The following is a 24,883-nucleotide window of genomic DNA, read 5'->3' on the forward strand; positions in this document are numbered from 1 at the left end:
AGAAAAGATTCACTAAAAGTTATAGAATCTATAAAGCAGATTCAATAAAAAATTATAGAATCTAAAAACTAGATTTAAGTAAAAATTATAGAATCTAAAAAGCAGATTTAAGTAAAAATCATAGAATCTAAATAAAAAGATTCCACAAAAAAGGCAGCAAAATGGCAGATGAAGAGAAAACCCAAGCCCCCTCGCACCGCAAAATAGAAAAGGCGCGCGAAGAGGGCAGCGTAGCAAAAAGCCCTGATTTAGTCGGTTTCATGGGGCTACTAATCGGGCTACTTTTGCTATTTATCATATTTCCATTTTGGGTGAATATTTTCAAAGGGCTGTATGTCGAGTGCATTCGGCTTTTCTCAATGGACTTCGACATACACGCGGTTTTTTTTATTTCTTTTATGGTTTTAAAAGTCGCGGCGGTGTGCGCCCTGCCCTTTTTCCTAGCCCTTATGATAGCCGGCGTCATCGGCAATGTAATGCAGTTTGGCTTCCTTTTGAGTTTCAAAATTATCCAGCCAAAAATTGATAAAATTAACCCTATTAAAGGAGCAAAAAATCTATTTTCACTCAAAAAATTGCTTGATGGATTTATGATTACACTCAAAGTTTTCATCGCATTTTGCGTAGGTTTTTTTATTTTTGTAGGCTTTCTAAACGAAGTCCCAAGCGTGTCAATTAGCCCACTAGAGCACCAGCTAATCTGGTTTTACAAAAAGGCACTTATCCTAATTGCCGCACTTTTAGCGATATTCTTGGTGATGGGAGTGCTAGATTTTCTAATCAAACGATATCAATACATAAAATCGTTAAGAATGAGCAAACAAGAAGTAAAAGATGAGTTCAAACAGCAAGAAGGTAACCAAGAAGTCAAAGCAAAAATCCGCCAAATAATGATGAAAAATGTGATGAATAAAATGATGAGCAACATCCCCACCGCAAATGTCGTGGTCACAAACCCCACGCATTACGCCGTTGCCCTACGATTTGACAACGAAAAAGAGAGCGCGCCAGTAGTCGTAGCAAAGGGCTTAGACCACCTAGCCATCCGCATCAAAGGCATCGCGCGCGAAAACGAAATCCCCATCATCGAAAACCCCCCGCTAGCACGCGAACTCTACCGCCTTGTGGATGTGGATAGGATGATACCAAGCGAGATGTTTCAAGCCGTCCTAGAGCTATTTAGACAGGTCGTAGAAATCGAGGCAGCCCGCGGACGAACACCTGAATTTATGAAAAAGATGGAGCAAAATAAGGGGCAAGGTGTGAGTATAAAAATGCAATAGTTTTAATTTAATAAATTTATGATAAAGGACAAAAAAAATGTTTAAAAACACTTATATACAAGAGAGAATGAAAAAGGCGGAGATGTTGCGTGAGAGTGGGCTAAATCCTTATCGAAATGACGCTAAAGTTAGCCTTAGTAATAAAGAATTTTTGGAAAAATTTGCGTATTTGAAAGATATTCAAAACATAGAATCTAACACGCAAGATTCTAAAGATTCTGATATGCAAAATAGCACAAAAGATTCTAAGAATACAGAATCTAACCAGCAAAAAGATTCTACGATTCAAAATATGGAATCTAAAGGTGCAGATTCTAAGAATAATATAGAATCTAATTCGCAAAATTCTAATTTAGATTCTAAAAAAGTTATAGAATCTAGAATGCAAGATTCTAAGAATACAGAATCTAAAACAGAGTTACAAAATATAGAATCTAATCACACAAAAGATTCTAAAAATCATAATATAGAATCTAATTCTAAAGATTCTAAAAACACAAACCACGAAACGCATAAAAGCCAACAAGATTCTAAGTTACAAAATATAGAATCTAATAGCGATAAAAATTCTAAAGATTCTAATAAACACCACGAAAATACGCCGCAAGTTTGGGTCAAAGGACGCGTAAAATTCATTCGCCTTATGGGTAAGGCAAGTTTTATTAAAATCGAGGATAGCACCGCACTTTTGCAGGTGTATTTTTCCCAAAATGAGCTAGGCGAGCTTTTTAAGATTCTAAAGAAAACGCTTGAAGTAGGCGATATTGTGAATGTCCATGGCTTTCCGTTTGTGACAAAGACTGGCGAGCTAAGCATTCACGCCCTTGATTTTAAAATTTTGACAAAGGCGATTGTGCCGCTGCCTGAGAAGTTCCACGGGCTGCAGGATATTGAGACGCGTTATCGCCAACGCTACCTTGATTTAATCGTCAATAGCGATGTGAAACGCACTTTTATCACGCGTAGCAAAATCGTTTCGCTTGTGCGGCAGTTTTTCGAGGCGCGCGGCTTCCTAGAGGTTGAGACGCCGATGCTGCATCCTATTCCAGGTGGCGCTAATGCACGTCCGTTTATCACGCATCATAACGCGCTGGATGTGGAACGATATTTGCGTATAGCCCCCGAGCTATACCTGAAACGCCTTATTGTAGGGGGTTTTGAGGCGGTTTTTGAGATTAATCGTAACTTTAGAAACGAGGGCATTGACCACAGTCACAACCCTGAGTTTAGCATGATTGAGTTTTACTGGGCGTATCATACTTTTTATGATTTGATTGATTTGACAAGGGAGCTTTTTGCGTTTTTGCTAGATTCACTAAAGTTAGGGAAAGTGATACCTTTTGATGATAAAAGTATCAATTTTGATAACTTTCAAGTGATGACTTATAAAGATTCTATAATTAAAATCGGCTGTGTAGAATCTAGCATTGTAGAAAGCAAGGAAAAGTTGGAATGCTTTTTGCGTGAAAATGGGCTAAAGCTGCCAAACGCCCTAAGCCACGATAAACTGCTAAATGAAGCCTTTGATAATTTTGTGGAAAATAAGCTAATTGACCCAACTTTCATTATTGATTATCCCATTGAGATTAGTCCGCTGGCGCGCCGAAGCGATGCAGATTCTAAGATTGCGGATAGATTCGAGCTTTTTATCGGTGGGAAGGAAATCGCAAATGGCTTTAGCGAGCTAAATGACCCGCTAGACCAGCTGGAGCGATTTAAAGCCCAAGTCGCACAAAAGGACAAGGGGGACGAGGAGGCGCAGTATATGGACGAGGATTATGTGTGGGCGTTAGCGCATGGAATGCCACCAACTGCGGGTCAGGGCATAGGTATCGACCGCCTTGTAATGCTACTAACCAACAACAAAAGTATAAAAGACGTAATCCTTTTCCCCGCAATGAAACCACTTGAGTCTTAGAATCTAGATTCTATCTTTTAGGGCTTTTTAAGAATCAAACTCAATGTGTTACCTTTCGTTACTTTGGAAAAATTTTTGTGATATTTTTTCAAAAAATCTACACAAGATGTTTTTTTTTTTTTTTTTTTGTATAATGCTTTTAGTTTGAGACTTAAGGTTTTATATGAATGAGCAAAAGAAAATTATACAAAATGATATAACTAATATACGGCTAGATATTACTATGCAGGGCTTTTTGCAGCGACAGGGTTTGGAGAATATGCCACTTACCTCCTTGCAAAGACAAGATATTGAAAATGTAGAATTTATTAAGATTTCTCATATAGGATATGATAGGCAAAGTGAGATTAATGATATTTTGCTACAAGATATTAGCACGCTTCTTAGCAGTGTGGCAAATGCGGGTAAAAGCTTTATTTATATGATTGAAAATACTAGCGATGGGCTAAGCCTTTATCTTGGGATAGAATCTAATGCAGATTCTAAAGATTCTAATGTAGCGTTTTTGCAAAATCTATTTAATGGAATCTATGCTGGGGGTAAAAGCGAGATTATAGATAAAAAGACGTTTAAAAATCTAGAATATACAAAAATGATGCTAGGGCTGCCTAGTCTTAAAAAAGATTCTAATAAAGTGTATAAACAAGGCTTAGAGTGGCTCATTTCTCCATTGCAAAATACGCCCTTTAGAATCTTTGTCGTGGCAAAAAGCTATAGTATAGAATCTATACAAAATATTATTTCAAACTATCAAAATTTAGGGAATGAAATACATAAACTAGTAAAGCAAAGCAAGAATCTACAAGAATCAAAAGGTGCAAGTACATCATGGGGTGAATCTAGTGGGACAACAGATTCTAAATCTACATCAGTGGGTAGTAATCAATCAAATAGTTATACAAGAGGAGAAAGCACATCTCATACTCTTGGTATAAGTGGTGGTATCGGTAAATGTGTGAAAATAGCAAATGTAAATGCGTCATATTCACGCTCCACAAGCACAAATACTAGCACATCTACCACCACAGGTACATCATACACAGATACAACATCTACAGCTACTAGCCATACTACTAATATACAAGAAAGCATTAATACAAATACGACCTATGGCATTACAATCGAAGAAATAAATAAATCCGCAGAATTTTGCGAAAAGCTAATTGACAAATATATACAAAGATTCCAACATGGACTAAATGATGGTATGTGGCAGGTTAGCGTGTATTTACAAGCAGATTCTAAAAGCTTACTAGATAATGTTAGCTATGTGCTAAAAAGTGTGTGTAGTGGGCAAGAGAGCTTTTATGAAAGCATTAGATTTACCCCTAGCTATAAATCTAGCGAGTTTTTTAAGCAAAATACGATTAAATATCAGCTTTTAGAATCTAGTGAAAATAATGTTATTGATAAAAGCCTAAGTGGCATAAGCAGTGCCTTAAACACGCAAGAGTTAGCAATACTAAACGCCCTGCCAACCATTGATATAAATGGAATCTGCGTATCTAAATATTCGCACTTTGGCTTATCTCAAGGGCTTTTAGAATCTAAAAATGTAGAATCTAACATGCAAATAGGAAATATCCTAAATCGTAAGCTAAAAACTAATAAAAGATTCTATCTTAGTAATGCTGCGATAAATTCGCATATATTTGTTAGTGGTATCACAGGCAGTGGGAAGTCTAATAGTATAAAAAAGATTCTATTAGAATCTAGTGTGCCATTTCTAGTGATTGAACCTGCTAAGAGTGAGTATAAAAATTTGATTAGCAAAATCCCGCATTTGCAAGTATTTCGCCCGGGCGTGATAAATGATTGCTTTAGATTTAATCCATTTATTTTTAGTGGGAAAAATCTTACAAAACATGTGGATATGCTAAAGACTACATTTTGCTCTGCTTTCCCTATGTATGGTCCTATGAGTTATATATTAGAAGATGCCCTGCATAGAATCTATGAGGATAAAGGCTGGAATTTTAATAGTGAATCTAATCCATATTTTACAGAATCTAAAAGTGCTGATAAGACGCGTAAAATGCTGCTTTTCCCTACAATGCTAGACTTAAAAGCAAAAATAGATTCTATAGTAGAGGAAGCAGGATATGCTGGCGAGCTAGATTCTAACATTAAAGCCGCATTAAAGACTAGAATCAATAATCTAACACTTGGTATAAAAGGCAAGATTTTTAACTCACATCACGCGCTAGATTCTAATATCTTATTTGAAAAGCCTAGTATTATAGAGCTAAGTAATATCGCTGATGACGCTGAAAAAGCCTTTTTAATGGGACTAATACTAGATAGACTTTATGTATATAGAGAAGCTAAGGGAGATTCTAATAACGAGCTAAAACATATCTGCGTTATTGAAGAGGCTCATAGACTTTTGCCAAATATTTCGCTAAATGTTAGTAGCGAAGAGGCTAATCCGCGTGGGAGGGCGGTAGAATCTTTTGTAAATTTACTAGCAGAGATTAGAAGCTATGGGCAAGGCTTAATTATCGCTGACCAAATCGCAAGTAAGCTGCACCCTGATGTAATAAAAAATACGAATGTAAAAATACTGCATAGAACTATGGATAAAGAAGATAGGGATTTAATCGGTAATGCGATAAATTTGACTCCTGAGCAGATTCTAGACATAGCCGAGCTAAAAAGTGGGGAGGCTATCGTGCATAATAAAGATGTGCATACTGCCTTTATGGTTAGCATTGATTATATAAATGTGGAAAAGGCGAGTGTTGGCGATTTTAGTGCGTTTAATACTAGATTTATAGAATCTAATGAATACTTGAAATACGAGCTACCTTTTGAATCTAGATTCTATATTGCTAATTTTGACTTTGGGGTGTTTAGGGAGATTCCACTTGATATATTAAAACGCAGGTGTTTTGATTTTATAGCCTCTACTCTTTTAGATTCTAACTTTAAGAGTGCGTGGGGTAATTTTTGTAGTCTATTAGAAATGATAAATATAGAATCTAGTTTAAATATTAGATTCTATCTTTTCTCTTATGCTTTTTTGTCTTTAAGCTTTATTTCAAATATGCAATATTATAAAAATGTAGATTGCTATTTAGAAATCTATAAGGCATTTTTATATTTTATAAACGCACTAAATAAAAATGAATATGAGGCTATATCTAAGGCAAAAGATAATTTACAAGTTAGTTTTGCCCCCGCAAATATCAAAAATATTTTTATGAAAGAAAAAAGGGATGGAAATATAGATTTTACTTTGCTGTTATTAGAATCTTTATGCTTTGAAGATTCCATAAAAGAAAGTGAAAGTGTGCAAGATGTGGACAATAAGCTATCTCAATATTTGCAAATAAGCCCAACGCATAAAAATTTCAAAGATTTAAAACAAACATTCTTTGATATTACAAAGACTACATTTTATAAGGAGAAAGAATGAATCCATTAATATCAACGATTGCAAAAGAAGCAGGAAAAGAAATATTGAAAAAAGCAGGAACTGCAATTATAGAACACGCACCAAAAGAGCTACTTGACAAAGTCAATAAAATCGTAGATGTAGCAAAAGATGTGCTAGAAAAAATCAAAGAAATTTCACCCTTTAGTGATAAAATAAATGAGTGGATAAGAAGTCTAGAAGAGGTTCAGTTATACATTAAAGAAGGGTTAAAAGAAAGAGAAGTAAATGATAGAATCTGTCTTGTAGATGATAGTATTGACCCTAATTTAAAAGATGGTGTAGGTAGGACAAATTTAGAGCGAATGAAACAAGGTCTTCCACCTTTAGATGAAAATGGTAGACCATACAATCTACATCATATAGGGCAAGGAAAAGATTCTCCATTTGCAGAGCTAAAAGAGTCAGTTCACAGAGAAAATGATGGAATCTTGCATGATAAAAGTAAGGTTAGTGAAATTGATAGAGTAGAATTTGCAAAGCAAAAAGCGGAACACTGGAAAGCAAGGGCTGCAGAGATAGAAGCTCAAATGGCTAAAAATTAATAAAAGGAGCAAGAAAATGTATGCTGAAATAAAAAAATTAGGTTTAGAGCTAGAGTGTGGAAAAGGTGCAAGTGATAGCGATATAGAATCTTTTGAATCTAAATTAGGGCTTAAAGTAGGCGAAGAATATAGGGCGTTTTTAAAAGAGTTTGGGAATTTAAGCGTAGAATATTTGGAATTTTATGGAATCTGTAAAAGCGAAGATTCTATACCTAGTGCTGTATTTGCCACACTTAATGCTAGAGAAGAGATTAATTTATACAAAGATTTTATCGTGGTAGAAGAAGTTGGAAATGGCGATTTTTACTGCGTAGATTCTAAAGATAATGTATTTTTATTTAAATACGGCGAATTTGACAATCCGCAGAATCTAAATCTAACATTTAAAGCCTTTTTATTACAAGAAATAAAGAGTATAAAGGAGTAAAAATGGATAAACATATAAAAAACTTAAAGGCTTTAGCAAAAAATATAAGTGAGTATATAAACTCAAATGAATATTTAGATAAAACGACCATAGTGGAAATAAAAGAGATTTTAGATTCTATAAATGTGGCTAAAAGCGAGTATAAAATCGCTATCGTTGCAAATATGAGTGCGGGGAAATCTACGCTTATAAACGCACTATTTGGTAAAGAAATACTGCCAGCCTATACAAAATCAACCACTGACTGCCCAACATATATTCACAATAAAGATTCTAAAAAGCTAGTAGTAACAAAAAGTAATGGTGAAAAAATAGAAGTAACACAAAATATAGAATCTGAAATAAAAGATTATGCAAAAAATGATGAAACATTCAAAAATGATATAAAAGATGAAAAATATAAAAATGTGGAACGTATAGATTTATACTATCCATTTGAAAATATAAAAAATCCATTTAATAGCGTGGAAGTAATCTTTATAGATACGCCCGGACCAAATGCAAAGGGCGAGGAGTATTCACAAAAGCATAAAAATTCTACAAGCGAAATTTTAAGGCATACTGATATGGTTTTATTTCTATTTGACTATAATCAGCTAGATAGTCAAATAGAGACAAATAATACACAAAATGATAAGCTAGGGCTTTGGCATGCGATAAAAGAAAGAATAGCTACTAAAAAAGCAAAAGATTTTGAGGTATTTTTTATCATTAATAAAATCGATGGTGCACTAAAAGATAATAGACAAAATATAAAAGATATATTAGCCAAAGAGCATAATAAATCAAAGCAAGAACTAAAGGCATTAAATAATGAGCTAGAGCATAAATACTTTGGTAAAAATGAAAAAGAAGCAAAAGAGAAGCTAGAAAATGCAGCAAAAACTTATGGTATAGAAAATCCTAAAGTATTGCTTGTATCATCATATTATCATTTATTAAAAAATACTATAGAATCTAGCTTTGATGATGACGCAGAGCAAGATTTAAAAGGAAAAAGAGAATTTTTTATGCGTATATTTGGCGATTCTTGGGAGCGTGAGTTTATAGAATACTTGGGTATAACATCTTTAGAACAAGAAATCAATAAATATATAGAACATAATGTCGCAGAAAAGATTCTAAATAGAATAAAAGATAGTATAAAAAAATCGTTTGAATTGATAAAAAAAAATTTTAATATGCAAATAGGCATATATAGCAAACCTAAAAGCAAAGCAGCACAGAATCTTCAAGATGCGCAATCTTATCTAAAGCAAGATATGCCACAATATAAAAAAGATATACAAGAATATATGCAGCAAGAAATATATAAAGCACAAGGAGAACTTGCAGATATTATAGAATCTAGAAAGCAAGAATACTTTGGCAAGGAGCAAGTGGATAGTATAGCAGCTGGGGTTGGCTTTTTTACAATTAGATACCTTGATGGCTATAGTAAAGAAGATTCTAAAAGTGCCGCTAAAAAAGCAATCCTTGAAAATGATGTCAAAAAAATCACAAGTGATATAATGAATGTAAAAACATCTGTAAGCGATGATAAAAAGCAAGAATGTTTAAATCTTGTGCCTGAATTTTTACAAGAAGTAATGCAAGATATTACAAATCAATTTCTTTTTATAGAAAATGATATAGCAATGATATTTGTGGATATATATACGGAGTGTGATATAACATTTATGCAATATAAAAGCAAGATAGAATCACACATAGGCAAGACCTTAGAGATAGAAAATGTGAATATAGATTACAAAAATATCCATATTGATATTGATGATATAAATATAAAAATGGATATACAGGAGACAACTGATAGCTATAAAGTAAGCGATTCTACATGGTATAAGCCATGGACTTGGGGAGATGAAAGGACTATAACCTATAAAGATGGATATAAAATAAATCTATCTATAATAAGAAAAGAAATACAGCAAAATATAGAAAATAATATATATCCAAATATAAATAAGATAAAGCAAGATTCTAACAAAAGCATAGAATCTTTATGTGATAGCTATAATAATTTATTTAATACATTTATCCTGGCCCAGGAAGCAAAAATACAGAATCTAAAAAAAGAATTAGAATCTAGCACACACAAACTACAAGATGTAGAAGACGCAGCAGCTGAGTTTGACAAGCTACAATCACAAATCTTATCACAAATGGGAGAATAATATGGATAATTTCTTAATAATAGTGGCATTAGCAGGGATAGGTGCGGCAGTGTATTTTATGACAAAAAAGGCTAAAAAGCAAGAAAATACCTACACCACAACAGATAAAGACAGATATGATATGTATAAGCAAGATATAGAGCGAGCCATTAGAGATAAAGACTATAAAATGCTAGAAAATATGCTAAATACAAAGGTAAGCGATTTCCCCGACTTACACCAGATGATAAAAGCCGCCCTTAAAAACAGAGCTTAGATTCTATGACGTCTTGTTTGTGATTATCATCATACAAGTGGCAAGAGCGAGATTTTTTTCATGGCTTAAGGATATAGAAATACTTTTAATATGAAAAAGTTTTTTCTTTTTCTTATTAATTTTAATGTATGGCTTACCTTTAGAATCTTTAAAAATACACATATCTTTAAATCCTAAATATTTACTTATGCCACAGCCTAGAGCCTTTGAAGTGGCTTCTTTTGCCGCCCAAAAACCAGCGATTGTTTCTATCCTAAAAGATTCTAAAGACTCAAAGGATTCTAAAAGATTTATAGAATCTATATTCTGTAATTTTTTAAACGAAAAATAAGGATTTTTAGAATCTTTAAAAAACTTATTGCATTTTATAAAAGAAGATTCTAAATGGCTTTGTTTTAAAGTTAATAAAATCTCGCAAGGATGTAAAATGCGATTTAAAAACACAAATTTATACCGCCTAAATATAGAATCTATACGCGAAATTTCTACAATATCATTGCCTATTTCAAGTTTCATTTTTGCCACTTTTTAAGATTCTATAGAATCTTAATTCAAATAATTCACAAGTGATAGGTTGTTTATGCGGTTGGTGGAGGTTAGAACCGCTTGGTAGTTATTGCTTAAGTTTGTGAATTTATTATATGTTTCGGCTAAGTCTGTGCCGATTGTTTCACCCTTAATGCCTGTTACTTGCGTTTTTATGATTTCATTACGCGCGATTGAGTTTTGGAATGTCCGCGTGTGCGCCCCATTTTTAGATATGATTTTTTCGATATGGTCGCTTAAGTGGTCGATTTTTTCAATCGCATTTTGAATCCCTATACTTTGCATTGTATTATCATATCGCTGTCCTGTTAATGCGCCCGCACGATAGATTCCATCTCGCACACACTGAATAGCATCATTTAGCCCTTTAAAAAAGTGGATTTTAGGGTCATCCACGACTAAGGACGCATTTGCATTTAATCTAATATTTGCCTTAGAATTATAAATCGTGTCTTCATCAAACTTGCTTTGGTCCCTGTCATAAAACATCATTGTCATTCTAGTAACCGAGCGGACATTATCTTGAATAGTGATTTTACCCTCGCTATCAAAGCCTATGTCAAACTTTACTTTAGCCCTTGTCAAAAGCTCCTCATAAGCATCTTTATGTGCTTGTGTAGGTTTTCCACCTTTTACTTGCGCCGCACTAAGTGTTTTATCATCTTCATTGCTATAATTTAGGGCAATTGACATTGCATCCATTAATTGACGATATGTTACCTTATCACCTTCACTAATTGTCACCGCTGGTGGCTCATCATCTGGGTTAAATAATGGAATCTTTATAGTCCCATCGCTTCGCTGTTTTGGTAACTCTAAAAAACTGCCTTGCTTAGTAAAAGTTAGGCTCGCTTCAAGCTCGATACCATTATGGTCGTGGAATTTAAAGCCATAGGTCTTACCATTTAGGCTACCATCGGTTACTTCGATTAGCTTTGTATTATCTTTTGCTAACACTGAAGTGCCTGAAATGCTTTGCACGATATTACCGCGAATTTTAGAGCCAAGCTGCTCAAACTGCGTTTTTGTATAGCTTTTACCGATGTGAGAAGTAAAGCCATTTACTTCATCACCCTTTTCATCAAGGCTAGTTAGCTGAATGGATAAGCCACGCGGACCATCAAAAGGCGGTTTCATCGTATCTGTGCTTTTATTTTTCACGTTTTTATCCCACACGCTAATTTGCCCATGGTCTAAATCTACTTCTACATTTCCACCAAAATACTCTTTTATCGCCTTAAATAAATCGCGCACTTCCATACCCTTAATATCCACGACTAAAGGCTCTCCTAAATCACGATTAGAAATGCTACCATCAGCTTCATTTGGCGGTGTGCCTGTGATTTTTATATAACGGGCTTCTACCGCCATAATATCTTCTAATTTCGTATCAATTTCAGCCATTACATTATCTTTGCGAATTAGCGTTGTAGGAATGTGCGTTACGCGATTATCATATAAATCATTTACGCCACGCATTGAGCTAACGCTAAATTCACTTGTTAGATTCTGTCGGCTATAAATTTTAGTCCTTGCCCCTAGCTTTTCTAAGTCATTTAAATCATCGACATCCGCTTCACTAGAAATCATGTGAAAATCTATGCTAGAACTCCCGGTCTTTAAATCCTTAATCTCAATTTGCCCCCAGTTATTAAGCCGCACATCTACCACTTTTGTAGCATTAGTATTACCAAAGGCAACACCTATTCTATCAAGTAAATCACGCACTTTTGTCGCATTTCTTTCATTAGAATAGCCAACATCTAAGGCAAACTTTGATTTAAAACTTTGCCCCCTGCTATTTACGCCTTGCACATAGAAATATTCCTTACCATTATTGCTTGTGTCATTATCATTATCGCCGATTAAATCGCGTAATGTATTTTCTTCGTTGATATAGACTTCCGCTGGTTCGGCGTGTTTTTCACTTTTATCCATTGTAGCTGGATGAAGTCGCGTTTGATTTAGCATTCGCTCATTTGTGGTAATTAATCTATGTTTATCATTATCTATTCCATAAAATAATTCTTCACCTGTGATATTAAAAGGCACTAGATTTTTGGAGCTAATTAGCGCGTTTAGCTCCTCGTCATTACCATAATAGTTCCCTTCCATATCAAAGGGCTGTGTGCCAACCTTGCTACCTGAAAAGATAAAATTACCACCAATAGAAGTATTACCGATATTTATAATGTGTGCTTTTGTCGCTTCTAAATCACGCGCAAGGGCTTCTCTTGATGTAGGAGTGTGTAAGTCATTAGCCGCGTGTAATAGCTTTTGCTTAAACTGCACCATAGCTAGTGAAATTTCTTGCAAGGCTTTATCAGAGTTTAGCGTTTGCGTTTCAGCGGATTTGGCGACATCAATTCCTTGCTCTAGGGTTACTTCATCATATTCTAGTTTTAGATTCTGATTAGCCACAGAAGCGTCTTGCCAGCCGTATTGAATCTTTTTCCCACTTGCAATCTTAGTGTTTAAATCATTCAAACCCTGCGTCATACCGCTATTATTATTTAGAATCTGATTATATTTCGTCCCAAATGTTACGCGCATTTCACACCTCTTTATTACTCTTTTATAACCATAAAGATAAATTATCGATATAAAAAAGCAATTTATGTGCCAAAAGATTCTAAAAAAAGATATAATTCACATCTATATTCCATAACACAAAGGAAATATTATGCCAAATGTTTTTACAATGGAAGGTGGGATTGAGGATAGGCGATTGAGCGTGGTTTGCACAGGGCAGATTAGGGATTATGATGAGTATAAGAATTTTAAAAGTGATTTATTTGAGCTGGCTGAAACTGATGAGATTTCGCATCTTAAAAATAAGGCTTTTGATGTGCTGGAGGTGAAATTCATTGACTCGCATCCGCTACCTACCTGCCTTATAGGCTTTTTTTTAAAACTATATGAACGCGATAAAATATCTGTTAATCTAATCACAAATGAGAATAAAATGCTAAGTTTTTTCATTGCGATGTTTTTGGATGAAAAGTTGAATGTGAAGTTGTTTTTATAGAATCTAGATTCTAATTCCCCCATCTTTTTTCTATTTTATTCATTAACTCTTTACTTTCGTTCTGTGTGGTTTCCATAATATTTTTAACAACATTACCAGCAATTGAAATTGTGACTTTTGCTAGTTTATCTAACGTTTCAAGTAATTTTTCCTTATCCTTGTCGCTCATATCGCCAAAGGGATTGCTAAACGCAGCAAAACCAGCCGCTCCAGATAATATTACTGGCGGATTCTTATCATTAGATTCTACAATTCTATTTTTTAAGCCTGTGTATTGCCTTAATGTGCCAAGCTCAACTTTTTCTTTTAGTTTTTCTAAACTATCAAGGCTTATTTTGGCATTATCTTTATATCCTTGCAAGGTTTTTTTGGTTTGTTCTAGTAGGCTTTTTCCCTTGTCTATGTAATTTTGTGCTTCTTGCTTAGATAATTTATAGTTGCCAAATATTTCTGCTATTCCGTCTATTATGGTTTTAAGTGGATTTGCTGGCATATTTATCCTTTTAGATTTTATTAGATTCAATCATATAAAAAAAACTTTGTCAAGGGTTTTTTGGTAATTCTAAGATTTTTATAAAAATCGTGCTAAAAAGTAACTTTTATAACTTTTTTAGAATCTTTTTTATGGTTTTTAGGATATAGTTGATTTGTTTTTTAGTGATGATGTATGGGGGCATAAGATAGATTGTGTTGCCTAAAGGGCGGAGGAGTAAGCCTTTTTTTAGGGCTTTTTTATAGAAAATATAGCCGTAGTTTTTTTTAGATTCTGTGTTTTTATGTTGTGATATGGACGAAGTATCCATTTTAGATTCTATGTGTTTGTCATGTTGAACGTTAAGCGAAACATCTATTTTTGGATTTTTAGAATCTATTTTTATAGAATCTATGTTTTTAGATTCTATATTCTTAGAATCTTGTATATTTTGCAAATTAGATTCTATATTTTTATGAGAATTTTTAGAATCTTGCGAGTTAGATTCTATATTTTTTTTAGAATCTAGATTCCCTAAATTCTTAGAATCTTGGCTATTTTGCGATTCCAAAAACTCCGTATTTAAATCAAACGCAAAAATCATTCCTTGATATCGCACATTTTTTACCTTAGATTTTATAGAATCTTTAGCCAAAATCGCACTCAAACCAGCCCAAATATACGCACTTTTCTTCGCATTTTTCGCCAAAATATCACGCTTTTCAAAAATATCCAAACTCGCATTTGCCGCCGCACACGCAAGCGCATTTCCCGTGTAACTATGCGAGTGCAAAAAGGCTTTTTTAATGTCATTGTGATAAAAGGCGCGATAGATATTCTGCCTCGTCACCACGACTGAAAGCGGCAAATATCCGCCGCTAATGCCCTTTGAAAGACAAAGAAAATCAGGCACAAAATTGCAATGCTCAAACGCAAACATCCGCCCCGTGCGACCAAAACCAGTCGCAATCTCATCAAAAATCACCAAAATGCCGCGATTTCGGCACATCTCACACGCCTTTTTGACAAATTCGTGCGGATACATATTCATATTTCCAGCGCACTGCACAAGCGGCTCAAGGATAAATGCGGCAATTTTATCAGCGTTAGTGTTTAGAATCTTTTCTAGCTCACTTAAGCAGTAGGCAGTTGTTTTTTTTATTTTGGGAGAAGATTCTATATGATTTGCAGAATCTATATTATTTTGGGAATTTTTAGAGTTCATTTTTGTAGAATCTTGGGAATTAGATTCTATAAATTTATGAGAAATGTTAGAATCTATTTTTGTAGAATCTGCATTTTTAGATTCTATATTTTCGCTCGATTTTTTAGAATCTAGATTCGCTAAATTCTTAGAATCTATATTATTTTGCGACTTAGATTCTATACTTTTATGAGAATCTTTAGAATCTTGCAAAGTAGATTCTGTATCTTTCTTGGAATCTTGGGTTTTAGATTCCATATTTTTATCACAGAAATTTGGCACAGGCGTGGTAATTGCCTGTAATAAAAGCGGCTTATAAGTTTCCTTATAAAGTGGCACATCGCCCACGCTTAACGCCCCCAAAGTCTCGCCGTGATAGGAATTTTCAAGGCACAAAAAGAGCGTTTTTTGGTTTGTAGATTCTGCGTTTTTATTAGAATTTTGCGGATTAGATTCCATATTTTCGCCAGATTTTTTAGAATCTAGATTCTGTAATTTCTTAGAATCTTGCAAATTTTGCGAATTAGATTCTATACTTTTTTGAGAATCTTGCAAATTAGATTCTATATTTTTCTTAGAATCCTGCATATTTTGAAAATAATGAAAGCTCATTTTCAAAGCGACTTCGATAGCGCTAGAGCCATTATCCGCGTAAAAACACTTGCTTAAATCACGCGGCAAAAGCCCACAAAGTCGAGCCGAAAAATCAATAATACTTTTGTGCGTAAAACCCGCCATAATGATATGCTCTAGCGTGTTTAACTGACTTTTTATTTTTTTATTTATATATTTATTTTGATGCCCAAAAAGATTCACCCACCAACTCGACACGCAATCGATATATTTTTTATCATTAAAATCAAACAAATACACGCCCTTAGCACGTTTAATAGGAATCAAAGGCAAGGTTTCTAGATTCTGCGTTTTTTTAGAATCTTTTTTACAATCTAGATTCTGTAATTTCTTAGAATATTTAGAATCTTGGCAATTAGATTCCAAAAAATCTTCACAATAATACTTCATCTGCGAGCACGGATGCCAAATATATTTCAAATCTTTTTTGATATATTTTGTGTTTAAATTTTTCATTTTACTACTTTTAGATTCTATATAGAATCTATCAAAACCCTTTTATGCGCGGACGGCAAGTTTGTTAATTGCCTCGCTATTTAGCTCGTCCATGTGCGTTTTCATAACCTTTGAATACATATCCACAAGGCGATTTGTCTCAATCATACTCGACATTTCAAGCACCGCATTTACATTACTTTTCTCCAAAAAGCCTTGCTCTACCGCACCACTATTATACACAAGATTAGCCCCCGCTAAGCCTTCACTTGTCGTATCATTTGGCACTTTTCTATCCTCGATATAAAGGCTTGAGCCGATTTTTTTCAAAAACTTAGGATTATCAAAAGTCACAATCGCCAAGCTACCACCCGCGATATTGCCCTGAATGCCCTCGTTTGTCAAGTCCTTAAAGCCGATATTGCCGTTTTTATCGACTGCGATTTGCATATTTGAGTTCATCATAATGCCGCCCTCATTGTCGATTCCATCGCGAGATAGCACATGAAAGCCCTCTTTAGTCACAAGATAGCCATCATCGCTAATGCTAAAGCTACCATTTCGCGTATAAGCGATACCATTTGGCGTCTGCACGGCAAAAAACATATTTGGCGATTTCAAAGCGAAATCAAGCTCATTCTCGGTAAAATCCATCGAGCCAACGCTATGGTCGGTGTAAGATTCCGCAATCGTAGGGACGCGAGTCATAGTGCGATTGATGAAACGAGCCGCCGCCTGCGTATCATCAGGGATGGGAAGCGTGTCCTGATGCCCCTGCCAAAGCCGCATAAAATCGCCGATAACCACATCATCGCGTTTATAGCCATTTGTGTTAAGATTCGCCAAATTGTGCGAAATCACATCAAGCCTATTAAACTGCGTAACCATACCGCCTGTAGCGCCGTAATATCCTGTTTGCATTTCTCATTCCTTGAGAGTTTATTTAGATTCTATAAATTCCTTTTGTGTTTATCCTTAATTGAGAGAATCTACAAATCCATTTGGGTAAGGTAGAAGCAAAAAGGAGTCCAAAATTATTTATCAAAACAATATTGTTGATAATTTACCTTTAAAATCGTAGCATTTCCTTTAGGAGAAAAATCCAACGTCTCCTTAGTGCAAATCTCTTCGCCCTTTAGTTTAAGGCTTGTCACAACCAAACTTTTAGAATCTTTTCCCCACACATAAGTGATTAGCGAAGTATTTTTGTTGTCTAAGGACTCTTTTTTAAACGCCTTATTTGTGCTAGGTAGCTCACGTTTAAACATTTCATCTTCATTTGCCAACGCATACGCATTATAAGCGTTTTCTATACTTACTTTTGGGAATGTGTAAATGTCGTTTTCTTGAGCCTGTTTGAAATTATCTTTCAAAAACTTTTGCTGTTTTGCAATGGTGTCTAAATCCTTGCTATAAAGGCTTTCAAACACCCTTAATCGTGCCTTTTCAATAGGCTGAAAATCTAAGCCCTCAACCGCCAAAAGACCACAAACACAAAGCATAAAGCCCAAACACAACTTCTTAACCATATTTTTCCTTTATCTAGCGAAATAAACCTAAGATTATACAAAGAAAATATTAACTTTTATATTATAATTTATAACAAAAGTCGATTTAGATTCTATAAAAATGCTAGGATTAATAAAATGGATAAAGTTACATATTTTAAAACTTTTAATATCAACCTATTATTCATCCTAGCATTATTTATCGATTTTATTGCATTAATGCTAATGATAAATGAAACGAGCATTTATGCCAAAGAAGCTCGTGGCTTTTTTGAAAATTCACAGCTTAGCTTTCATATCGCAAATTTTGGCGTAAAATTGTGTGAGTTTTTTTTTAATGACCCACTTTTGAATGATTTTGGCGCGCGTCTGCCCTTTGTCATACTCCATATTTTGAGCTGCATTTTGATGTATAATATTTCGCTTTTGGTGCTGAAAAACGCACCACAAGCCCTATTTTGCGTGATTTTGTTTATGCTAATTCCGGGCGTTAGCATTGAGGCGTTAATCATTTCAAATGTTGAGATTCTCACTTTTACATCACTTTTGATAATCTACTATCAGCTGCGATATGATAGAATCTTGTATGTGATGTTTATTTTTGTGGTGTTTTTGGACGCTGGAGGTGCGATACTCACGCTATCTCTTTTTTTTTATTCGCTAATCTATCGCAAGAGCAAGACGCTAATTTTCGCCATTATTTGCTTTGGCGTGAATATGAGTATTTTCTCCCCCATTCACGGCGTCCCACACGCTTATATACTCGATATTTTGGGCTCTTTGCTGCTACTTTTTAGCCCCGGGCTTTTCATTTATTATGTGGCGATTTTGTATTCTTGGACGTTTCATAATAAGGCGAGTTTGCTTAATCTCATTCCCTTTGTAGGCTTTATTTTTGTTTTTTTATTATCGACAAGACAGCAGGTGCAAATCCAAAGTTTTTTGCCTGAACTAAGTGTCGCATTGCCCATTTTTGTGAAAAAAGCGATGTTTAATATCAATTCGCGTTTGCCACGATTTCGCTTTCGCTATAAAGTTAGGATTTACCTAGTTTTATTTTTTTTAATATTAGGAAATATAGGACTTTTTGGGAATAAAATTACATATTTTTTTGTTAAAGAAAAAAACTTCGCTTACTCATTTTATGGTGCAAAAGAGGTCGCAAAAGAGCTTTACAAACGCAATATTACTTATATTGACGTGCCAAATAAAGACTTGTTTTTGCGACTTAGATTCTATGGAATTAACGCTATGGCTCAAAATTCCCCGCCAAAATACAAGCTTATAGAATCTAAAAGCGGCGATATTTCTATAATCTACAATGGCGTAAAAGTCACAAGTTTTGAGGTTGTTAAGAATTAAAATGCTAATATTTTTGCTACAATGTTAGATTTTTTATAATTTAAGTTTAAAGGAAATATGTGAAAGATATTAATAAAATTTTAAAAGTAAAACAGCCGCTTTTTGTGTTAAATTCTAATCGTTCTAAAAAAGAGTTTTGTAAGTATTTTGCGAGAAATAAAGATTTTTATACAAATCTAGATTCTATAACAAATATAGAATCTTATTTTGATATTTTTAACTTTCAATATAAAAAAGATACAGATTCTATAACTTCTACTTTTTTACCAAATATACTTAGCTATACTGAAATGCTAGATACTTTAGCCTTTAGCAAGACGCCATTAATCCCTAAAAATATTCGCCATTTCTTTATGATGGACGCACTAAAAGAAATAAGAAATAAACACAAAATAAATAACAAACTTTCATTTATAAATAATCTTATTTCTTTTGAAGAAAATTTTATTTCTTTTTTGGAGACTTCTAATATTTTACTTAGCTTTTATGATGAGCTTAGAAATCATAAAACACCGATAAATAGGGAATCTTTTGAGACTTTCAAGATAAAAGATATAAATGAAATTCACACGCAAGAATTGCAAATTTTAAGTAAAATTTATGCTAAATATTTAGAAAAATTAGAGAATAATAATCTAATTGATGGGATAATTAGCGATAAAATTATTAAAAACTATGAAATAAATACTAATTTTTTAGAATCTATATCTAGTATTCATATTGATTTAGAAGGTTTTATTTCCCCTTTGCAATATGAGATTTTACGCACTGCAAGCACTTTTGTGCCTATCTATTTACATTTTAAAATAGATAAATATAATATTTCGCATTTTTCAAATATAGATTCTAAAATAGATTCTAAATTAGAAACAAATAAACAATATATTTTAGATATTTCAAATAATCAAATACATCAAAAGAGCCTAGATTCTAAGGAAATAAAGCCTTTTATTTACAAAACTACAAGTCGTTTTAATCAAATAAATCTTGCTATTTATCTAGCATCTACATGGCTAGAAGATAAAAATTGCGAAAATAATTATGCTGTGATTTTGCCAGATGAAAGTTTTATCAATTATTTGATTACTATGGATTCTAAAAATGTCTTTAACTACGCTATGGGCGAGAGTTTGGAAGGCTTAAAAGAATATCAAATACTGCTTAAAATATATGAAAATTATATAGAATCTAAGGTATTTGATATAAAGATTTTACTAGATTATATAGAATCTAATGGCTTAAGAAATGATAAACAAATAGAAAAATTAGAAGAAGCTTTAGATAAAATAGATAAGGAAATAAATGATAATTATGAAATATCTAATCCTAATCTACTAATAGTTCAATATTTACTAACTATTTTATTTATAAATGTTAATCAAAAAATATTAAATCAAGGCATAGAAATTTTGGCTGAATTATCATTTTTAGACAACAAAGAAGTGCTAAGTGATGTAAAATTTAGGACATTATTTATTTCTTTTATGCAGGATTTTTCTAATCTTAATATTGATAATGTAAATGGCGGGAAAATTCGTGTGATGGGCGTTTTGGAAGCTAGAAATTTACAATTTAAGGAAGTTTTAATACTTGATTTTAATGATGATATTGTGGCAAATATTAGTTTTGATGATATGTTTTTAAATTCTACTTTAAGAAAAAATGCAGGATTACCAACCAAAAAAGATAAAGAAAACCTGCAAAAACACCACTACCATAATATTATGAAAAACACGCAAATAACGCACATTAGCTATGTGGAAAATGATGAGAAAATGCCCTCTTCTATGCTATATGAAATGCAGCTAAATATGCAAGATTCTAAAGATTTTGATGATATAAATGGTGTAAGAAATATAGATTCTAAACTTATATATTTTGATATTGATAATGCTAAAAAGTTAGAAAATATAGAATCTAATACACAAGAATATCCATTATTTAGCAATAAAATAGATGGCTTTATATTTTCTGCGACAAAGCTAAATGATTATAAAGACTGCACACGCCGTTTCTTTTTTAAATACATAGAGCATTTACAAATGGAGAGTGATAATGTAAATACGAGTGTGGGAAATATTATCCATTTATTTTTAAAGCAAAGCTATGAGCCGTTTATAAATAAGGATTTAAATGAAGATTCTATGCGGAAAATAAGGGAAAGTTTTTTTAATTTCTATGATGAATTTTCTAAAAATTTCTTAAAAAATATAGAATCTAAACAAGATTCTAAAAACAATATGGAAATAGAAAATTTTATAAAACTAGATAATTTTTGTCTAAAAATAAACACATTTTTTGATAATGAAATAAAGCGTGTAAATACCGATAAAATCAGCCTTTTAGCCCTAGAATATCCATTTACAATTATAAAAAATGATGAAATTTGCAGTGGTAAAATAGATAGGATTGAAAAAATAAATGACAAAATTGCAATTATTGATTACAAAACAGGGAGCATTCCGCTTACTAAAAGTGATAATTTAGATGAAAAAAGCAAGGCAAAAATTGATTTGCAAATGCCTTTTTATGCGATGTGTGCGGATTTTATCGATGTTTTAAGCGAGTTTAAAGATTTGGATAAAACTTTTTATTACGCCGACTTAAAAGAAAAGCAAAATTTGGTTATAATGCAAGAAAATCTTTTGGACGAAGGCACAAAAGAAATAAATGACATCTTTAAAAATTTTGGAAATAAAAATCAAATGTGTGAAGATATAAATAAGTGCAAATATTGTGATTATAAAATTATTTGTGATAGGGGATAAGTTTTTTGTATGCAAATTTTCGAAATAAAAAATATGAAAATGTTAAAAGAATTTGAAGGGCAGTTTAGCTCTGAAATTATCAACGCGCTCAAAAAAACGGATAGAGAAATGTTCGTGCAAGACGCCGTTAGACACCACGCATTTAACATAAACGCCTTGCCGATGAGTGGCGAGCAGTGGATTAGTTCGCCTTTGACCGTGGCGAAAATGACTTCGTATCTGCTAGCACGCGATGTAGAGGGCGTGTGCGAGGCAGATTCCGTGCTTGAAATCGGGCTTGGCAGCGGCTATCAGGCAGTCGTGTTATCGCACCTTATCCGCCGCGTTTTTAGCATTGAGCGTATCCAAGCCCTATGGGAAGAGGCGCGCGTGCGTATCGCAAAGCTTGGCATTACGAATATCAATATTAAGCTTGATGATGGGATGAGCGGCTGGGCGGCTTACGCGCCTTATGATAGGATTTTGCTTTCTGCGTGTGCGGATTCCATCCCTGCGAGTTTGTTTAACCAGCTAAGTGATAATGGCGTGCTTGTCGCGCCCATATATTGTGGTGAGTCGCAAGGCAAAAGCCAAAAAATTATACGTTTTATAAAACGAGGTAGTAATATCACAGAGCAGATTCTAGAATCTTGTGAATTTGTCCCGATAAAACCGGGCATAAGTAGAAACACTAAATAAATATGCTTTATGTATTACAAAAAAGGATTTGTGTGAGTTTTAGATTCTATATTTTTTTATGTTTTTGTGTGTGTTTGTGGGGGAAAGATTCTAAGGAATTACGCATAATTATGGGTGGGGACGCCCTGTTGCACACCGCTGTTTATAAGGATGCGGAGTATCCCTGTGACGCCAAAAATGAAGTGGAAAAAATCAATTTCATTCAATATTCAATCAATCTTTTGGGTGGAAAAGATTCTATGTTTTTAGAATCTAACTCGCAAAAGCCGCAAGATTCTAAGAAAAATATTGAATCTAAAAAGGGTGAAAACTCGCAAGATTCTAAGAAAGATTCTAAAACTACTGAATCTAAAAAACAAGATTCCATAAAGACCGCAGATTCTAAAGATTCCAAAAAAACTATAGAATCTAAAACACAAGATTCCAAAAATCCTAACTTTATAGAATCTAAATTAGCAAATTCGCAAGATAAAAATACCAAAAATACAAAACAAGATTCTAAATCGCCGCAGAATCTTTGTTACGAATTTTCCCAAATGTTTGAGCCATTAAAAGATTCTATCAAAAAATATGACTTAGCTTTTTACAATCAAGAAAGCATTTTAGGCGGGGCTAAACTTGGCTTAAGTAGCTATCCAAACTTTAATTCCCCGCAAGAATTTGGCGAAAATATGATAAATCTAGGCTTTAATCTCGTGTCTTTGGCGAATAATCACACGCTTGATAAGGGCGAAAAGGCGGTGTTAGAATCTGTGCAGTTTTGGAAGGAAAAAGAAAAAAAAGGTGTGATTACAGCGGGAAGTTACGACTCGCAAGAGACGCGAAACACGCCCAAAATTCATAAAAAAAATGGAATAACTTTTGCTTTCCTTGCCTACACTTATGGCACAAATGGCATTAAGATTCCAAGCGGTAAGGACTATCTAATCAATGTTTATACCCGCGAAATGCTAAAAAAAGATATAGAATCTCTCAAAAATAAGGTCGATTTGATAATTATTTCGATGCACTGGGGCGTGGAATATGTGTTCGCGCCCACAAAGGAGCAACGCGATTTTGCGCAGATTCTAAGCGAGCTTGGCGCGCACATTGTGATAGGGAATCATCCGCATGTCGTGCAGCCTGTGGAGTTTGTGGGCGATACACTTGTGATTTATTCGCTTGGCAATATGATTAGTGCGCAGCGTGGCGTGGAGAAAAAAGTCGGTGCGTTTGTGAGTGTGAATGTCGCAAAAAAGGGTGGTAAAATCGTTTTGAGCGATGTAAGGGCGGATTTGACTTACACTTATCACAACCAAAATTTGCAGGATTTTAAGGTGTATCCATTCTCACTTTTGAATGAAAATATTCTGCCAAATTATGAAAAAATCTACAAAGATTATATAAAAATTTTGCTTGATTCTAAAGATTCTAAAGTGGAATCTAAAGGAGATTCTAAAAATTCTATAAATTTAGAATCTAAGACGCAATCTGCACAAAAAATAAAGGTGGGAATATTTTAAAGTAAAGATTAATTTTAATCGATTTTACAATAATTTTATGGTAGGTTATAAGTAGAATCTAATCTTTTATAGAATCTAAAATATCAATCATCTCTCGCACGCACCCTTCGCCACCACGCGCATGCGTTACAAAGCTAGCCCGTGCCTTATTTATCCCACACGCATCAGCTGGAGCAAAGCTATATCGACAAAACGCATACATATTAATATCATTCACATCATCGCCGATACACGCGGTATTATCGGGCAAGATTCTATACTTTTCACAGATTTTTTTAAGGCAGGCAAGTTTGTCCTCCACGCCCAAATGCACTTCAGCGATTTTTAGCTCTTTTGCTCTATGTTGTGTAATCTCGCATTTTCGACCGCTAATGATTGCCACAATGCCACCATTTTGCTGCCATAACGCAATTCCCATTCCATCTTTAATGTTAAAACTCTTAGATTCCACAATCTCACCCTTAATTTTACTAAGCGTAATCTGCCCATTTGTCATCGTCCCATCGACATCTAGCACGATTAGTTTTATCATATCGCTCATTTTTTCTCCTTTGATTTAAGTTGAAATTATATAGATTTTTTGCATAGATTTATTTTAAACTTTAAAAAATGAATTTTGCGTTGTATGCGTTATGTTACGCTAAATAAACGCCTTGCAAAACACAATTTGTAACATTTTAGATTCTATAAATTATAGAATCTTAT

The 24,883-nt window shown here is 33.7% G+C and carries 18 protein-coding genes and 2 pseudogenes; 12 read left to right on the forward strand and 8 right to left on the reverse strand.

What is annotated here, in order from left to right:
* Positions 1 to 161: 161 nt before the first annotated feature.
* The 7 genes from flhB (at position 162) to LS64_RS07180 (ending at position 10,042) form a co-directional block, all read left to right on the forward strand.
* Complete coding sequence (flhB, locus tag LS64_RS07150) at positions 162 to 1,283, forward strand: flagellar biosynthesis protein FlhB (protein WP_034571782.1); 1,122 nt, start codon at positions 162 to 164, stop codon at positions 1,281 to 1,283.
* Between the two features lie 37 nt (positions 1,284 to 1,320).
* Complete coding sequence (gene lysS, locus LS64_RS07155) at positions 1,321 to 3,201, forward strand: lysine--tRNA ligase (RefSeq protein ID WP_237416220.1); 1,881 nt, start codon at positions 1,321 to 1,323, stop codon at positions 3,199 to 3,201.
* Positions 3,202 to 3,364: 163 nt separating this feature from the next.
* A complete protein-coding gene (locus LS64_RS07160; protein ID WP_034572988.1) occupies positions 3,365 to 6,619 on the forward strand; it encodes an ATP-binding protein in 3,255 nt (1,084 codons plus the stop codon).
* On the forward strand, positions 6,616 to 7,182 hold the full coding sequence (locus tag LS64_RS07165) for an HNH/ENDO VII family nuclease (protein ID WP_052062607.1): 567 nt from the start codon (positions 6,616 to 6,618) through the stop codon (positions 7,180 to 7,182). The genes LS64_RS07160 and LS64_RS07165 overlap by 4 nt, the downstream gene beginning before the upstream one ends.
* Before the next feature lie 16 nt (positions 7,183 to 7,198).
* On the forward strand, positions 7,199 to 7,609 hold the full coding sequence (locus tag LS64_RS07170) for an SMI1/KNR4 family protein (RefSeq protein WP_052062608.1): 411 nt from the start codon (positions 7,199 to 7,201) through the stop codon (positions 7,607 to 7,609).
* 2 nt (positions 7,610 to 7,611) lie between these two features.
* Complete coding sequence (locus LS64_RS07175; RefSeq protein WP_034572991.1) at positions 7,612 to 9,786, forward strand: dynamin family protein; 2,175 nt, start codon at positions 7,612 to 7,614, stop codon at positions 9,784 to 9,786.
* Position 9,787: 1 nt separating this feature from the next.
* Positions 9,788 to 10,042, forward strand: a complete 255-nt coding sequence (locus LS64_RS07180; RefSeq protein ID WP_034572994.1) for a hypothetical protein — start codon at positions 9,788 to 9,790, stop codon at positions 10,040 to 10,042.
* Positions 10,043 to 10,045: 3 nt separating this feature from the next.
* On the opposite strand, the gene acpS is transcribed toward LS64_RS07180, so the two are convergent.
* The gene (acpS, locus tag LS64_RS07185; protein WP_052062609.1) at positions 10,046 to 10,558 is read right to left on the reverse strand and encodes a holo-ACP synthase; all 513 of its coding nucleotides are present in this window, start codon (positions 10,556 to 10,558) and stop codon (positions 10,046 to 10,048) included.
* A gap of 30 nt (positions 10,559 to 10,588) precedes the next feature.
* A complete protein-coding gene (flgL, locus tag LS64_RS07190) occupies positions 10,589 to 13,141 on the reverse strand; it encodes a flagellar hook-associated protein FlgL (RefSeq protein ID WP_034572997.1) in 2,553 nt (850 codons plus the stop codon).
* Positions 13,142 to 13,271: 130 nt separating this feature from the next.
* Here flgL and LS64_RS07195 point away from each other — a divergent pair, with 130 nt between their 5' ends.
* Positions 13,272 to 13,616 (forward strand): hypothetical protein, encoded by a 345-nt coding sequence (locus LS64_RS07195; protein WP_034573000.1) that lies wholly within the window; start codon positions 13,272 to 13,274, stop codon positions 13,614 to 13,616.
* Between the two features lie 10 nt (positions 13,617 to 13,626).
* On the opposite strand, the gene LS64_RS07200 is transcribed toward LS64_RS07195, so the two are convergent.
* The 5 genes and pseudogenes from LS64_RS07200 to LS64_RS07230 all read right to left on the reverse strand — a co-directional run bounded on the left by LS64_RS07200 (position 13,627) and on the right by LS64_RS07230 (position 17,889).
* Positions 13,627 to 14,109 carry a hypothetical protein gene (locus tag LS64_RS07200; RefSeq protein WP_034573003.1) on the reverse strand — a complete coding sequence of 161 codons (483 nt, stop codon included), beginning with the start codon at positions 14,107 to 14,109 and terminating at the stop codon, positions 13,627 to 13,629.
* A gap of 562 nt (positions 14,110 to 14,671) precedes the next feature.
* Positions 14,672 to 15,226: pseudogene (locus tag LS64_RS14090) on the reverse strand (aminotransferase class III-fold pyridoxal phosphate-dependent enzyme); the annotation flags it as partial.
* Between the two features lie 318 nt (positions 15,227 to 15,544).
* Positions 15,545 to 16,195, reverse strand: a pseudogene (locus LS64_RS12940) (aminotransferase class III-fold pyridoxal phosphate-dependent enzyme); the annotation flags it as partial.
* 228 nt (positions 16,196 to 16,423) lie between these two features.
* Positions 16,424 to 17,281, reverse strand: coding sequence for a flagellar hook-basal body protein (locus LS64_RS07225; RefSeq protein ID WP_034573005.1), 858 nt, complete (start codon positions 17,279 to 17,281; stop codon positions 16,424 to 16,426).
* 113 nt (positions 17,282 to 17,394) lie between these two features.
* Positions 17,395 to 17,889 (reverse strand): hypothetical protein, encoded by a 495-nt coding sequence (locus LS64_RS07230; RefSeq protein ID WP_034573008.1) that lies wholly within the window; start codon positions 17,887 to 17,889, stop codon positions 17,395 to 17,397.
* A 117-nt stretch (positions 17,890 to 18,006) separates the two neighbouring features.
* On the opposite strand from LS64_RS07230, the gene LS64_RS07235 reads away from it, so the two are divergent.
* From LS64_RS07235 to LS64_RS07250, 4 genes are read left to right on the forward strand one after another with little or no spacing between them, the layout of a single operon-like run.
* Positions 18,007 to 19,230 (forward strand): hypothetical protein, encoded by a 1,224-nt coding sequence (locus LS64_RS07235; RefSeq protein ID WP_052062611.1) that lies wholly within the window; start codon positions 18,007 to 18,009, stop codon positions 19,228 to 19,230.
* 59 nt (positions 19,231 to 19,289) lie between these two features.
* Positions 19,290 to 21,998 (forward strand): PD-(D/E)XK nuclease family protein, encoded by a 2,709-nt coding sequence (locus LS64_RS07240; protein WP_034573012.1) that lies wholly within the window; start codon positions 19,290 to 19,292, stop codon positions 21,996 to 21,998.
* Positions 21,999 to 22,007: 9 nt separating this feature from the next.
* A complete protein-coding gene (locus LS64_RS07245) occupies positions 22,008 to 22,676 on the forward strand; it encodes a protein-L-isoaspartate(D-aspartate) O-methyltransferase (RefSeq protein WP_052062612.1) in 669 nt (222 codons plus the stop codon).
* A 32-nt stretch (positions 22,677 to 22,708) separates the two neighbouring features.
* Positions 22,709 to 24,178, forward strand: a complete 1,470-nt coding sequence (locus tag LS64_RS07250) for a CapA family protein (RefSeq protein ID WP_052062613.1) — start codon at positions 22,709 to 22,711, stop codon at positions 24,176 to 24,178.
* 58 nt (positions 24,179 to 24,236) lie between these two features.
* On the opposite strand, the gene LS64_RS07255 is transcribed toward LS64_RS07250, so the two are convergent.
* Positions 24,237 to 24,719, reverse strand: a complete 483-nt coding sequence (locus tag LS64_RS07255) for a KdsC family phosphatase (protein WP_081948360.1) — start codon at positions 24,717 to 24,719, stop codon at positions 24,237 to 24,239.
* Positions 24,720 to 24,883: the final 164 nt, after the last annotated feature.

Source organism: Helicobacter saguini, from assembly GCF_000762875.2.
GTDB classification, from domain to species: Bacteria; Campylobacterota; Campylobacteria; order Campylobacterales; family Helicobacteraceae; genus Helicobacter_A; species Helicobacter_A saguini.